Origin of the sequence: Candidatus Cryosericum septentrionale (genome assembly GCF_003570995.1) — a bacterium.
Lineage (GTDB): Bacteria > Caldisericota > Caldisericia > Cryosericales > Cryosericaceae > Cryosericum > Cryosericum septentrionale.
Genome location: NZ_QXIY01000008.1, coordinates 17,793 through 31,604, shown reverse-complemented (window position 1 = coordinate 31,604; position 13,812 = coordinate 17,793). Strand labels below are relative to the sequence as shown.

At 58.3% G+C, this 13,812-nt stretch carries 12 protein-coding genes; 8 read left to right on the top strand and 4 right to left on the bottom strand.

Annotation, left to right across the window (positions count from 1 at the left end):
- Positions 1-152: 152 nt before the first annotated feature.
- Genes SMC1_RS02235 through SMC1_RS02220 form a run of 5 tightly spaced genes read left to right on the top strand, consistent with a single transcriptional unit; the run spans position 153 to position 3,658 of the window.
- Positions 153-809 carry a potassium channel family protein gene (locus SMC1_RS02235; RefSeq protein ID WP_165849143.1) on the top strand — a complete coding sequence of 219 codons (657 nt, stop codon included), beginning with the start codon at positions 153-155 and terminating at the stop codon, positions 807-809.
- A gap of 4 nt (positions 810-813) precedes the next feature.
- Positions 814-1,473 (top strand): potassium channel family protein, encoded by a 660-nt coding sequence (locus tag SMC1_RS02230; RefSeq protein ID WP_165849142.1) that lies wholly within the window; start codon positions 814-816, stop codon positions 1,471-1,473.
- A gap of 5 nt (positions 1,474-1,478) precedes the next feature.
- Complete coding sequence (locus tag SMC1_RS10450; protein WP_165849141.1) at positions 1,479-1,616, top strand: hypothetical protein; 138 nt, start codon at positions 1,479-1,481, stop codon at positions 1,614-1,616.
- A gap of 3 nt (positions 1,617-1,619) precedes the next feature.
- Positions 1,620-3,143: a TrkH family potassium uptake protein gene (locus SMC1_RS02225; RefSeq protein ID WP_119085183.1), complete on the top strand. Its 1,524-nt coding sequence runs from the start codon at positions 1,620-1,622 to the stop codon at positions 3,141-3,143.
- On the top strand, positions 3,140-3,658 hold the full coding sequence (locus SMC1_RS02220) for a hypothetical protein (protein WP_119085182.1): 519 nt from the start codon (positions 3,140-3,142) through the stop codon (positions 3,656-3,658). Before SMC1_RS02225 ends, SMC1_RS02220 begins: the two co-directional genes overlap by 4 nt.
- A gap of 79 nt (positions 3,659-3,737) precedes the next feature.
- On the opposite strand, the gene SMC1_RS02215 is transcribed toward SMC1_RS02220, so the two are convergent.
- Positions 3,738-5,330: an amidohydrolase gene (locus SMC1_RS02215; RefSeq protein WP_119085181.1), complete on the bottom strand. Its 1,593-nt coding sequence runs from the start codon at positions 5,328-5,330 to the stop codon at positions 3,738-3,740.
- Between the two features lie 113 nt (positions 5,331-5,443).
- Positions 5,444-6,097, bottom strand: a complete 654-nt coding sequence (locus SMC1_RS10445; RefSeq protein WP_165849140.1) for an HAD family hydrolase — start codon at positions 6,095-6,097, stop codon at positions 5,444-5,446.
- Between the two features lie 163 nt (positions 6,098-6,260).
- On the opposite strand from SMC1_RS10445, the gene SMC1_RS02205 reads away from it, so the two are divergent.
- Genes SMC1_RS02205 through SMC1_RS02195 form a run of 3 tightly spaced genes read left to right on the top strand, consistent with a single transcriptional unit; the run spans position 6,261 to position 10,602 of the window.
- The gene (locus tag SMC1_RS02205; RefSeq protein ID WP_119085180.1) at positions 6,261-7,352 is read left to right on the top strand and encodes a GNAT family N-acetyltransferase; all 1,092 of its coding nucleotides are present in this window, start codon (positions 6,261-6,263) and stop codon (positions 7,350-7,352) included.
- Between the two features lies 1 nt (position 7,353).
- Positions 7,354-8,994, top strand: coding sequence for a putative manganese-dependent inorganic diphosphatase (locus SMC1_RS02200; protein ID WP_119085179.1), 1,641 nt, complete (start codon positions 7,354-7,356; stop codon positions 8,992-8,994).
- A gap of 51 nt (positions 8,995-9,045) precedes the next feature.
- Positions 9,046-10,602, top strand: a complete 1,557-nt coding sequence (locus tag SMC1_RS02195) for an FGGY-family carbohydrate kinase (protein WP_119085178.1) — start codon at positions 9,046-9,048, stop codon at positions 10,600-10,602.
- Positions 10,603-10,652: 50 nt separating this feature from the next.
- On the opposite strand, the gene guaA is transcribed toward SMC1_RS02195, so the two are convergent.
- The gene (gene guaA / locus SMC1_RS02190) at positions 10,653-12,197 is read right to left on the bottom strand and encodes a glutamine-hydrolyzing GMP synthase (RefSeq protein ID WP_119085177.1); all 1,545 of its coding nucleotides are present in this window, start codon (positions 12,195-12,197) and stop codon (positions 10,653-10,655) included.
- Entirely contained in the window at positions 12,194-13,645 is a 1,452-nt protein-coding gene (guaB, locus tag SMC1_RS02185; RefSeq protein WP_119085176.1) for an IMP dehydrogenase, read from the bottom strand. The genes guaA and guaB overlap by 4 nt, the downstream gene beginning before the upstream one ends.
- Positions 13,646-13,812 lie beyond the last annotated feature (167 nt).

Sequence of the window (13,812 nt, the reverse complement as noted above, 5' to 3'; positions counted from 1 at the left end):
GCAACAACGCAAGAGCCTGCGGATGGGTTTCCTCTGGCAATGCGAAGAATCCCCATCTATGGAGTTTGGACACCTTGACGACGGCCGAGAGATGCCTATAATCAACAGTTTGTGATGAGTCCGTTCTAAGGATTCGCAAGGAGATGTCTGTCATGTATATCATTATCGTTGGTTGTGGGCGCCTTGGCGCTCAGCTTGCCACAAAGCTCTCGGAAGAAGGCCATGACGTGGCCGTGGTAGACCGCAATCCAAGCAACTTCAGTCGGCTCAGTGACGAGTTCAATGGAGCTACCGTCACCGGAGTTGGATTCGACATCGAGGTACTCAAGTCCGCAGGGATTGAGCATGCGGATGGTTTCGCTGCAGTGACTGACGGGGACAACATAAACATCATGGCCGCGCAGGTCGCTAAGACCATTTTCAAGGTTCCCATGGTGATCGCCCGTGTGTTCGATCCTGTCAAGGGGGAGACCTACAGGGCTCTCGGCCTCGAGACGGTTTGTCCAACGACGTCAGCCGCGAACATCATCTACAGCAAGTTCATGATCCGCAGCGAGAACAGTCACTTCATCCTGCCCGGTGGCGGTATTGAACTGGTCGAAGTCCCCTTCCACACCAGGATTCCGGCAACAACGATAGCCGAAATCGAGGCTCTGGACGACTTCAAGGTCATCTCGCTGACGCGCGATGGAACCACGACTTTTCCCAAAGGAACCGACGTTCTCGCCGACAATGATCAATTGCTGGTGGCACTGCACGTATCGGATCTCCCAAGGGTCAGCGCGATCTTCCATCTGAATGAGAGGTAGAACCATGTATATCATTATTGCAGGCGGAGGGAAGGTCGGGTCCTATCTTGCTCATTTGCTTGTTGGCAAGGGGCATGACGTTGCCGTTATCGAGCAGGATACGGAAGCTTGTGAGGCGTTGTCGGACTGGGGAAAGGCGCTTGTCATCAACGGGGACTGCTGTGATCTGGGCGCTCTCATCGACGCCGGCATCGAGAAGACCGACCGGTTTGCTGCGGTGACGGGAGACGATGCCGACAACCTGGTGGCGTGTCAGCTTGCCAAGGTGCGGTTCAATGTTCCGCTAACGACAGCTCGCATCAACGACCCCCGTAACGAGGACATCTTCCACAAGTTCGGTGTAGACTTTGCCCTTAACTCGACAAACATCCTTGCGACGGTCATTGAAGAAGGCATCATTGTCAATGACATGATTCCCCTCGTGTCACTGGGCAAGGGCAAGGCAACTCTTGTCGAACTGAAGATTTCCGGTGAATCTCCTGTGACAGGGAAGACCATCAGGGAGCTGACGTGGCCCACCGGGTGCGTCGTGGCGTCTATCATGCATGAGGGTGAGGTGATCTTCCCGCGGGGAGCCACTGTGCTGAATGCGGGTGACATCGTCGTTGGCCTCGTAGCTCCTGAGGCGGAAGAGCAGTTCAGACGAGTATTCCGGAAGGGGTGACCGTCATGAATGAAAGGACTCGAACGAAGCGTATGACATCTCTCCGTCGTGACCTCCTGGGGATGCTCACAGAGGTTGCATTTGCAGGTGGCCTCATCGGGGTCGCGTTTCTCATCTCCTGGCTGTTCTTCGTGGGGCGCTAGACTATGATTCGCAGGGTCTGGAGAGAGGACTTTCGTATCATAGGATACTATACTGGCCTTGTCACCATTGGCGTCGGTTTGCTGATGCTCATCCCGATGGTGACCAGTCTCGTTTTTCGTGAATGGGCCTCCGCTCTGGATTTTGCCATTTCCGCTGCACTGACACTGCTCGTCGGATATATTCTGGCGCTCATCTCTCGTACGAAGAACACCCCGGGACTTACCCATGCGATGGTCATCGCTGCGGGATCATGGCTGGTCGCCATGGTACTCTCTGGCGTTCCCTACATGCTAAGCGGACACGAGAAGTCGTTCCTCGATGCATGTTTCGACACGATGAGCGGGTACACGACGACGGGCCTGTTTCTCCTGCAGGACCTGGATCACATTTCCCAGGGACTGAACATGTGGCGCCATCTCCTGACGTACGTCGGCGGTCAAGGGATCGTCGTGCTGGCTCTGACGTTCCTGATCGGTTCCACGGGCGGTGCGTTCAAGATCATGGTCGGCGAAGGCAAGGAAGAGAAGCTCGAACCCAACGTGCGGCACATCGCGGTCCTCATCTGGCGCATTTCCCTCATTTACTTGGGCGTCGGTACTGTTGTCCTTGGACTCATCGCCATAGCGAACGGCATCAAGCCACACCTTGCATTCTTTCACGGCGCGTACATCTTCATGTCCGCTTGGAGCACCGGAGGTTTTGCCCCCTACAGCCAGAACATGCTGTACTATCACAGCAGTGCGATGGAGATCGCCAGCATGGTTTTTTTCATCTTGGGTTCATTCAACTTCGCCCTGCACTACGCCGTCTGGAGCGGCAACCGCAAGGAAATCCTTCGCAACGTTGAGATTGTCTCGTTTACTGTCACTGTGTTGACGACCTTCTCTCTCGTGTGTCTGGCACTGATGCAGCGAGGCGTATATCCAAATGCCGTGGCATTGTTTCGGCGTGGATTCTTTCAACTGGTATCGGGCCATACGACGACTGGCCAGTCCAACATCTATGCGCGGACGTTTGTGCGCGAATGGGGTCCTCTGGGCATGCTTGCGACGACCATCGCCATGGCTATCGGCGCGAGCGCCGCTTCGACTGGCGGTGGGTTCAAGGGACTGCGCATAGGCATCATCGTCAAGGGCATAGCAACCGACATCAGGAAGCTCCTGTCTCCCGAGCGTGCTGTCGTTACGGGGCACTATCATCACCTGCATGACAACGTGATCAGCGACGGCGTGGTCAAGAGCGCGGCAGTCATCGTCGTCCTGTATGTCCTCATCTATGTTGTTGGCGCCATCGTGGGCATGGCCTACGGATATCCCATGGTAGATGCGTTGTTCGAGTCCGTGTCGGCTGGCAGCAACACTGGATTATCGTGCGGAGTGACACAGGCCGGCATGCCCACGTTGCTGAAAATCGTGTACATTCTGGAGATGTGGATGGGACGTCTGGAGTTCCTGTCCGTATTCACCCTGTTTGGGTTCATCGCCACAAGCTTCCGGAGCATGAGACTCAGGAAGGCAGCCGTATGAAGAGACTCTGTGTCGTTCTGACAATCATGGCGCTCGGGGTTCTGATCGTCGCCCCTATTCCCGCAAGCGCTGGACAACCGCCCCTGCTGTCGACGACGGAACTTGTGGAAAACTCCTACAAGTGGGACGGGAAGACAGTGTCGTTCAAGGGAGAGGTACTGCAGGATCTGATGGTACGCGAGGACGGCACATGGATGAACCTGTCGGATGGCAACAACACTGCCATGGGGGTATTTGTCCCGGAGGGCGTGGCCATGCCTGCCCTTTCGCACGCGGAGGACTACCGTACAGTTGGAGACGTCGTGCTCATCACCGGTGTCTTCCACCGTGTGTGCGTCCAGCACGAGGGTGAGACCGACATCCACGCCGTGAGCGTGACGGTCCTGACGCCTGGTTCCACCAAGGCAAACCCCGTTCACCTCGACAGGGTCGTGTGGTTTGTCGTTCTTGCCGGGTTCCTGGGTCTGGTCATGTGGCTCTACTATCGCAAACCGACTCGTGGGACCGAACACTGAGTATCGCAATCGGAACGTCAGTGCAAAACAACGAGGCCCCGCGTAAGCGGGGCCTCCTGCTATACAAGCTCTCCCGTGCTCAGGCTTTGAATGCAAGGTCGCCTGCCACGATAGTGGCGAGGACTTGAGTCGACCGGACTGCCAGCGGTTCGTTGTCTCCCAAGATATCTCTCGACAGGACGACGATATCTGCGTCCTGCCCTTCTGCGAGATTGCCCCGCTGTCCGAAAAGGCCTACGGAGCTCTGAGGTGTCATGGTGTATGCGGTAAGTGCGTCCTGCACGCTGACGCACTGCTCGCTCTGATAGGGAAGTTCGCCCGCTCGTGTCCGGAATGCCGCGAACGCGATGCCCTTGAGTGCGTCCGGGTCTTCGACGGGTGCGTCGGATCCAAAGTCCAGCTCTACGCCGCTGTCGAGCAATGACCTGAAGGCATACGAACGAGGATGCGGCGTGGGGAAGACCGTCTTCAGCTTGCCGATATCGAGGTCGAGGTGCGAGGGCTGCACGGACGCTGTGATGCCGAGGTTGGCAAAGCGTTCCACATCCTCGGGGCGCAGGAACTGGGCGTGTTCTATGCGGTGGTGAGCATGCCCCTTGGAAGTGGCGACGCCGGCTTGTTCGAACGCATCCAGCGTCTCCTTGTTCGCCCTGTCGCCGATGGCGTGGATCCATACCCACAAGCCGTTCTCGTCCGCCTTGCGGAATCGGTCGGCAAGCCAGTTTACGGATTCGTAGGTGTGGTAGCCATGGTTGCCAGGCGCTCCTGGCCATGGCTCCTCCATGTACGCAGTCCGGGAACCCAGTGAACCGTCGGCGAAGACCTTGATGCCCCCGAGTCGGAGGAAGTCTGAGCCGAAACCGGACCGGAGTCCAAGCGAGACAGCCGCGTCGAGGTTGTCGAGGCCGACGGCCTGCCAGATCCGGATGCGAGGTTCGTCGCTCATGGCAGGAATGAGTGCCTGGAGTTCCGGGAGAATGTCATAATCCATGCTGCAGCATGAGGCAAATCCCATCGAGAGCAGCTTGCTGATGGCGCAATGGAGTGCAGCGAACCGTTCGTCGAGCTGGGGGGCAGGAATGCGGGAAAGTGCCCAGTCCTGAGCGGCGTCGCGGACGATACCGGTGGGGCCGTCTGTGTCGCATGGAACGAGGTCAGAGCCGAATGGGCGGGAATTCCACAGGTCAACCGCCTTGAGAGCGGCCGTGTTGAGCCAGAGTGAGTGGTAGTCCTTGCGGTTAAGAACCACTGGCGAATTCGGGTAGAGATCGTCGAGCTGGCGCCGATGTGGGCTGTCGGACCAGAGTTCGTCGTCCCAGCAATCGCCCTGGACCCAGGCTCCGTTGTCCGGTCTCCCAGCTAGGCGTATGCGCTCCAGGGCGCTGTCGAGTGAGGTCTCACCATTCAGGTTCACGTGCAGAAGAGAGAACCCGTACAGTTCAAGGTGCAGGTGAGAGTCCATGAATGCGGGATAGCACGTCGCTCCAGGTGTGCCGGCGAAGTCGAGGACCTGTGCGTTCCTGCTGGAGGCTATTGCCTGGACGTCGGCAGTACTTCCGATATGGTCGATGATTCCATTTCTCAAGTACAGGGCGTCGCCAGTCTGTTTCCACCGTCCGTCCAGCGACGACATGACCCTGACATGGAGCAGTGCTGTGTCTTCATGCCGCATAATCGTATTCCTCCCGTCCGCATGCGGACGCTCATTGTGGCAAAAAACCCCGGAATCCTGGGGTGGCACGTTCCAGAACTGACGGGATTATTGTAGTTCGGCAGGCGCAGGCTTCAACTCGCAGGGTCTGCCAGCAGCAGAAGCCCAGGCCAGGTTTCGATAAGGTAGGTGGGATTGAGCTCAAGCAGTGCATCGCGTCCGATGTAGCCGAATGTGCAGCCGCACGAAGCTACACCGGCGTTGCGAGCTACAAGGATGTCGTTCCGGGAGTCCCCAACCATGAGCGTTCGCTCCTTGCTGGTGCCAATGTCACGTACCAAGGACAAGAGATTGGATGGATCTGGCTTGCGCAGGTCGGTGTCGCTGGGCCCAACGACACGGTCGAAGTACTGCAGTATCCCGAGGTGCCGCAGGATCTCGAGCGAGAGATCCTGGGGTTTGTTCGTCAGCACTGACAGGTGGGCTCCCTGTTCCTGCAGCGATGTGAGTGTCTCCGAGCAACCTTCATAGACGTACGAGAAGTCAGTACAGTGGTCCTTGTAGTAGGAGCGGAATTCGTCCACCAGCTCATCGACGAACTCCCCTTCGTCAGTCTTAAAGGCTCGTGCCATCATGTCATCCAGTCCGTCTCCCACCCACGAGATGACAGTGGCGAGGTCGGCAACAGGCCGGGCGTGCAGCTGAAGGACATGGTTAACGGCCTCTGCAATGTCGCGACGTGTATCGACAAGCGTTCCATCGAGGTCAAACAGATAGAGATCGAACACAGGTATTCTCCTTTGCAGCGGTGTGGTGGGGTGATTCTCATGTATACTGTATTGATGCATAAGCGCGAGTCTACCCCCGTAACCGTGAAACCGCACTATGCCTGGGTTTTGACGTGCCGTGATTCTGATTGCGACTCGTTGTGACAGGAGAGGAACAACATTGATGGAAACAAGGCTCATCAAGGACAGCACGGGGTTCGCATCGCTGGAACCGTTCTGGAATCGGCTGGTTGCCGGAAGCGTCGCCAATACGTGCCATTCTACGTTTGAATGGTTGTTTACGTGGTGGAAACACTTCGGCGTGGACAGGCTACTACTGCTCATTGTAGCATACGAAGACAGCGTGCCCGTTGGCCTTGCTCCACTGTATGCCGATACCTTTGCAGCTGTTTCCAGGAACCTCCATTTCATTGGTCAGGGGCTCTCGGACTACGCTGACTTCATTACTCCCCGGGATCGCCCGGAGGTGACTGAGGCCCTTGTCTCAGCCCTGCTGGATCTTCGTTCGTCATGGGACGGGATGGATCTCGAGGAGATCCCGGCCCTGTCGCCGAACAAGGCGTTTCTGGACCGTGTGATCGAGGCAGGCCGTGTCCCTGCAGTGTGGCAAACGACGGTGCGATGCCCATACCTGCCAATCAAGGGCAGCTGGGAGGCATTCTACGCCACCATGGGCAAGGGATTCCGGCATGAGGTGCGGAACAAGCTGAACAGATGGAACAAGCTGAACAGTTGCCAAAGAAATGGGCTGGAACTGCGTTACGTCGATCGCAGAGAAGTTGACAGCGTGTTTGTGGACGAGGTTGTTGCACTGTCGGATGAGCGCCGGTCGGCCGACGACCATCGGAGCCCGTTCCTCGACCATCCGGACCAGGAGTTCCTTCGAGAAGTGCTTCCACTCATGGGCCGGCGAAACCAGTTGCGCGTGGGGGAGCTCCGGTGCGGAGACGCTCTGCTCGCATTCATGCTCGGGTACCAGTGGCAGGGAGTTGTGTCTACCTGGAATACTCAGTACGACCCCACGTACGCAGACTACTCGCTTGGGCGCATTGTGCTGGTATCGTTTGCAGAGCAGTCGTTTCGCGAGGGTTGCCACGAGCTGGATTTCATGCGAGGCGAGGAGCCATACAAGTTTCAGTGGACGACACTCTACAGGACGAACCTCGCTCTCCACTCGGAGCGGTCGGCCCAGCCTGCCTCGGACATGCAGGCGCGTGGAGCGGTCCAGGTCGTCCAGGGCGAAAAGAGTAGCTGACATGCGACAGAGAGTCATTGTGACCGGGCACAAGAATCCGGATACGGATTCCATCTGCTCTGCCCTTGGCTACGCGTTCTACAAGAATCGGACAGACCCTTCCCGCGTCTATACCGCTGTTCGTGGAGGAGACCTCAACGATGAGACCCGCTTCGTTCTGGAGCGCTTCGGGTTTTGCGTGCCGCCGCTGTTGAGATCGCTGATGCCACAGGTTCAGGACATTCCCCGGAAGTGCCTCGTGACAGTCGCTCCCTCCACCCGCGTCGGGAAGGCCGCCATTCTCATGAAGGACAACCATATTCATTCGCTCCCGGTCGTCGACGATGCACTGGTTGTACGAGGCGTTGTGGACGCCGTCGACATCGCCACCGCGTACGCCGACCAGCTTGAGCATGCCGACGTCCTCCCCTATGCCGTGGACCTCGACACCCTCGTACGACAACTGTCAGCCAGGATCGTCGTACATACCCGGGAATCCACGGAGCTAAGGGGACGATTACTTGTTGTCACCGGTTCGGTGGGGCGTCTTGCGCCGGGGTCCGAGGATGTCACGATTATCATCTCTGACGGGATACCCTCCGAGGACGTCCTGGCAGCGTGTTCGGCCGCTTCCACCCTGATTGTCACTGGCAGGGCCGCTACGGCGGAAACAGAGGCACAGTGGCCGTCCCATCTGAGCCTTGTTCTCGAGACGGATATGACGGTGACACAGGCGCTGCGCGCTCTCTGGTCGTCGATTCCGGTATCTGCATTTATGGAAGGCACCGTGCCCTTGCTGGGCATGACAGACACGCTGGAGAGAGCAAAGAAGGCGGTGCTCGACTCGTCTGCTCGCTGTGCTGTCGTCGTCGACGCAGCGCGCCACCCGGTGAACATCGTCACCCGCTCTGACCTCATCCCCTTCACGCGCAAGAAGGTTGTCCTCGTGGACCACAACGAGACGCTGCAGGCTGTCGACGGCGTGGAGGAGGCCGATATCCTCGAGATCATTGATCATCACCGTGTCGGCGATATCTCCACCTTCCGCCCCATCTACTTCCACAACGAGCCGGTCGGGAGCACGTGTACGATCGTCGCCGAACTGTGTACGGAGAATGGGGTGTTCATGCCGAAGTCGGTAGCCGGGCTCCTGATGTCGGGCATTCTCTCGGACACAATGAACCTCAACCTCTCGACAACTACGCCAAAGGACGTCCGCGCCGTGCGGCGACTGGCGGCGACCATTGGCATCGACGCGGAAGCATATGGCCTCGAGCTGCTTCAGAACGGTTCCGTGATGTTCAAGGGTCTTCCTGCGACAGAAGTTCTGATGCGGGACTTCAAGGAATTCGACCTCTTCGACACGCGCATCGGCGTCTCTCAGGCTGTCGTGTTCTCTTTTGACCGTATTCGGGAACGGGAGTCGGAATTCAAGCAGGCAATGCGGGATGTGCGGGCACGCATGGGGCTCGCCATGGTAGCATTTCTGGCCACGGATCCTCTAAGCAGGACGTCATATCTGGTCGTCGCCGGGCCTGCCGAGGCGTTTGAAGAGGCATTTGATGTGCACATGGAAGATGGACATGCCGTTCTCGATGGAGTACTCTCTCGAAAGAAGGACTTCATTCCACCGGTGGCCGAGGTCCTGTCGCGATATGCATAGTTCGCATAGTGGCCGCGGGTCCGCCGGACCCGGTTGGAGGGGAGGATTGCGATGGGAGACCGTCTCGTTTTGGCGATTGATTGTGGCACACAGAGCGTCCGAGGCTTGTTGTTTGATGACTGTGGTCATCTGGTCACCAAGCAGAAGGTAGAATTCGAGCCCTATTTCTCACCGGTACCTGGATATGCCGAGCACGAGGCCGAAGACTACTGGCGTGACACATGCACGGCGCTGCAGCGACTAAGGGGAGAGTCGCCTGAGCTGTGGAGCCGTATCGGAGCTGTCGCGGTGACCACGCAGCGTGATACGGTCGTTCCTATGGATGCCAACGGAGTCCCTGTGCGCCCTGCCATCATCTGGCTGGATCAGCGCATGGCTCGTTGTGACAAACCGATGCCTCTCGTGGACCGACTGCAGTTCAAAGTGACAGGCATGACAATGGCCGCCGAGATTACGCGACGTCAGGGTAAAGACAACTGGATGGTGGAGAACGAGCCCGAATTGTGGGCACGTACCAGCAAGTGGCTGTTGTTGTCGGGGTTCTTCTCCTTCCGACTGATGGGACGGTACGTCGATTCGGTGGCATCGCAGATAGGCCACACCCCGTTTGACTATGCTGCACGTAGCTGGCCCCGCAGTGACAACAGCTGGCGGTGGCACATGTTCAGCGCACGTCGGGATCAGATGCCCGAGCTTGTGGATGCCGGCGGGCAGATGGGCACAGTATCAGCGGAAGCGGCACGTGAGACAGGTATTCCTGAAGGAACACCTGTCATTGCCGCTGGCTCTGACAAAGGATGTGAGACACTGGGCGTCGGCTGTGTCGACGAGACGAGTATCAGCTTAAGCTTCGGGACGACTGCCACCGCCCAGACCACGTCACGGAGGTACTACGAGTCGATTCCGTTCATGCCGCCTTACCCAGCCAGTGTCAAAGGAAGCTTCAATCCCGAGGTCGCGATATTCCGTGGCTACTGGATGGTGACCTGGTTCAAGAAGGAATTCGCCGCTCGCGAAGCCGTGGAAGCACGAGAGCGAGGCGTCTCCCCCGAGGTTGTGCTGAACGAGCATCTGGAGGATGTACCGCCAGGATCGCAGGGACTGATGCTCCAGCCATACTGGGGTCCCGGACTGAAGATGCCCGAGGCCAAGGGATCCATGATCGGATTCGGCGATGTGCACACCAGATCGCATATCTATCGCGCCATCATCGAAGGCATCGGCTATGCCTTGCTCGAAGGGGTCGAGCGCATCGAGCGCAAAAGCGGGCGGAAGGTGAACCGGGTCATGGTGTCAGGAGGGGGTTCGCAGAGCGACGCCATCTGCCAGATCACCGCAGACTTGTTCGATCGACCGGTGGTGCGAAGCGAGACCTATGAGACGTCGGGTCTGGGCGCTGCCATCAACGGTTTCGTCGGGATCGGCGTCTATGCTACACATGAAGAGGCGGCGCAGCATATGGTTCACTGGGACAGTACCTTTCTTCCACGTCCCGAGGCGTCCCGCATCTACCATGAGCTCTACACGCGCGTCTACAAGTGCATCTATCCCTCGCTGCAGCCGCTTTATCGCGAAATTCAGGAGATAACTGGGTATCCCGACATCTGAAGAGGCGATATGACGGTCAAGTAGGCGGTGTTCGACTGCTGTCCTCGGCTCTACTCCCACTCGATCGTGGAGGGGGGTTTCGACGTGATATCGTAGACCACCCGGTTGACCTCAGGCAGTTCGCTGGTAATCGTGTGAGATATCTCCTCGAGCACATCCGCAGGAAGCCGTACCCAGTCGGCGGTCATGCCGTCGCTGCTCTCGACGACGCGCAGGGCAACTGTATGGACATACGTCCGTTCGTCACCCTTGACGCCGACAGTTCGAATGCCAGGAAGTACTGCGAACGACTGCCACACCTTCGTATACCATCCAGATGCTCTCATCACTCGTTCGACGACGGCGTCCGCACGCTGCAGGATGTCAACGTTCTCTGGTGTCACCTCGCCAAGGATACGGACGCCCAGACCAGGACCCGGGAAAGGCTGTCTGTCCACAAGTTCTTCTGGCAGTCCCAGAGCGCGGCCGAGGTCGCGCACTTCATCCTTGAACAGCAGCCGGAGTGGTTCGATGAGCGAGAATGAGAGATCTGCAGGAAGGCCACCGACGTTGTGGTGACTCTTGATGGTGCTGGCGACGGAGCTTCCGGATTCGATGACGTCTGGGTACAGTGTCCCCTGGACGAGAAACGGGATGCCCTGCATGGCGCGCGCCTGCTCGGCAAAGCAGTCGATGAAAGCCGCGCCTATCGCTTTGCGTTTCTTCTCGGGTTCCGTGACACCCTTCAGCGACGCGAAAAAACGTGTGGAGGCATCCATGCGCACAAGAGGTATATCGAAACGGCGATGGAAGACCGACTCGACACGGTCGCCCTCTCCGGCCCTGAGCAGCCCGGTATCCACAAACACGCACGTGAGGCGATCGTCGATGGCGCGGTGCACCAGCGTCGCTGCGACCGAGCTGTCGACACCGCCCGAGAGAGCACAGAGCGCACGCTCATGACCTACTCTCGAACGGATGTCCTGGATGGCATCGTCCACGAAACCGGACATCGTCCAGTCGCCTGAGCAGCCTGCCGCGTCGAAAAGGAAGTGTTGCAGGACGTCGCGGCCGACGGATGTATGAACCACCTCGGGGTGGAACTGTATGCCGTATTGCCGTCGGTCTGGATTCTCCATGGCGGCAATGGGACATGCCGGGGTCGATGCAGTGGTGCGGAACCCCGGGGGAATGATCCCAATGCGGTCAGTGTGGCTCATCCAGCAGGAGGTCTCGGCCGGAAGACCGCGAAACAGAGAGGAAGTCTCGTCCAGTTTGACAGTTGTCTTCCCATACTCGCCTGCTGGAGCGTGTTCAACTGACCCTCCAAGCAGTCTGGCCATCAACTGGGCTCCATAACAGATACTAAGGACTGGTACCCCGACTTCGAAAACGGCTGTGTCGCAGACAGGCGCAGAGGCGGCGTAAACGCTGGCGGGACCGCCGGAGAGGATGATCGCCTTCGGGTTTCTCCCGGTCAGCGTCTCGAGTAGTGTGTCGAACGGGATGATCTCGCAAAAAACGTGAAGTTCGCGGACTCGGCGTGCGATGAGCTGCGTGTACTGACCGCCGAAGTCCAGGATGAGAACAAGCTCGTGCTTCGCCGTGGAGTTCATTCTGGGCGGTAGTTGGGGCTCTCGTTCGTCATTTCGACGTCATGGGGATGAGACTCGCGAAGCCCCGCCTCTGTGATGCGGACAAAGCGGGATTCACTTCGCAGAAGGTCGATTGTTGGTGTGCCGCAATAGCCCATGCCCGCTCGCAGACCGCCCAGCAACTGATACAGGACGTCGTGGACCGATCCCCTCAGGGGAACGCGGCCTTCGATACCCTCAGGCACCAGCTTGAACCGGGTATCCTGAAAGTATCGGTCGCTGCTTCCCTGCTCCATTGCGCCAAGCGATCCCATGCCGCGATAGGTCTTATACTGTCTGTTCCCTACCGTGACGACGTCGCCGGGACTTTCGACTGTGGCGGCGAGAAGACCGCCGAGCATGACCGTGTTAGCTCCGACTGCAAGAGCTTTTGCTATGTCGCCGGAGTACCGGATGCCTCCATCGGCGACGATGGGAACGTCATGACGCTGGGCCTCCTGGGCGCACTCGTAGATGGCGGTTATCTGGGGCATGCCGACTCCCGCTATGATACGGGTCGTACAGATCGAACCCGGACCTATGCCAACCTTCACCGCATCAGCTCCGGCGATGACCAAGTCACGGACAGCTTCTGGTGTCGCCACGTTGCCCGCCAGGATGGGGACGATGGGAAATGCCTGTTTGAGGAGCGCTACGGCTCTGACGATGCCAAGAGAATGACCGTGAGCACTGTCGAGCACAAGCAGGTCTGTCCCTGCTTCGACGAGCGAGCGGGCTCGTGCGAGCAGGTCGGTTGCCACACCGACTGCAGCTCCCACAAGCAGTCTGCCCCTGTCGTCCGTCACAACCTCGGGAGATGCCAGCGTCCGCGTAATCTCGTCGATTGTTGCAAAACCGGCCAATTGCCCATCTGCATCGGCCAAGGCAAGTTCCCGTATGCCCCACTTTGCAAGATGTGCGGAGAGGCCGGGCACGTCCAGGCCTGGCGGGATTGCGATCTTCGAGCTCGCGTGGAGGAGCTGCGAGAGAAGGGTCGATGGCTCTTCAAAGGCAAGGTCTGAGGGAGTGACGAGGCCGACCAGACGGCGCCCTTCCATGAGTGGCAGCGCGAAAACGTTGAACCGGTCCAGCAGATCGTGCGCTTCGAGAACAGTCTGTCGCGGATCGAGGTGAGCTATGGAGCAAGGTGTATGTATGCAGATCGACTTGACCGTGGCGACTTCTGCAACCTGACGTTCGATGGGCATGTTCTTGTGGATGAAGCCAATGCCGCCTTCCAGTGCCATTGCTACTGCCATCGTGGATTCGGTGACGGTGTCCATGGCAGCGCTGACGATTGGGATGTTCAGGTGGATCGACCGCGTAAGCTGTGTGCCAAGATCGACGTCATGCGGCAGGACGTCCGATTTTCCGGGAATCAGCAGGACATCATCGAAGGTCAGACCCTCTCGTGCAAACTTGTCATCCATTGTTCCTCCCAGTGGCAGACGGTCTTGCTGGCTCGGATTCCGCAATACCCATATTATATAGCCTAGCTGGGGCTGGGCTAGTTGTCAACGAGGGACTGTGAGACAATCTCGTTGCTGGTGGAGGCGAATTTCGGCGCAACAGCCTCCAGTTTCGGTTCGCATGCATG

Bases quoted from the DNA above. Each gene is read 5' to 3' on its own strand.
- SMC1_RS02235 (WP_165849143.1), top strand. From the start codon at position 153: ATGTATATCATTATCGTTGGTTGTGGGCGCCTTGGCGCTCAGCTTGCC.
- SMC1_RS02230 (WP_165849142.1), top strand. From the start codon at position 814: ATGTATATCATTATTGCAGGCGGAGGGAAGGTCGGGTCCTATCTTGCT.
- SMC1_RS10450 (WP_165849141.1), top strand. From the start codon at position 1,479: ATGAATGAAAGGACTCGAACGAAGCGTATGACATCTCTCCGTCGTGAC.
- SMC1_RS02225 (WP_119085183.1), top strand. From the start codon at position 1,620: ATGATTCGCAGGGTCTGGAGAGAGGACTTTCGTATCATAGGATACTAT.
- SMC1_RS02220 (WP_119085182.1), top strand. From the start codon at position 3,140: ATGAAGAGACTCTGTGTCGTTCTGACAATCATGGCGCTCGGGGTTCTG.
- SMC1_RS02215 (WP_119085181.1), bottom strand. From the start codon at position 5,330: ATGCGGCATGAAGACACAGCACTGCTCCATGTCAGGGTCATGTCGTCG.
- SMC1_RS02205 (WP_119085180.1), top strand. From the start codon at position 6,261: ATGGAAACAAGGCTCATCAAGGACAGCACGGGGTTCGCATCGCTGGAA.
- SMC1_RS02200 (WP_119085179.1), top strand. From the start codon at position 7,354: ATGCGACAGAGAGTCATTGTGACCGGGCACAAGAATCCGGATACGGAT.
- SMC1_RS02195 (WP_119085178.1), top strand. From the start codon at position 9,046: ATGGGAGACCGTCTCGTTTTGGCGATTGATTGTGGCACACAGAGCGTC.
- guaA (WP_119085177.1), bottom strand. From the start codon at position 12,197: ATGAACTCCACGGCGAAGCACGAGCTTGTTCTCATCCTGGACTTCGGC.
- guaB (WP_119085176.1), bottom strand. From the start codon at position 13,645: ATGGATGACAAGTTTGCACGAGAGGGTCTGACCTTCGATGATGTCCTG.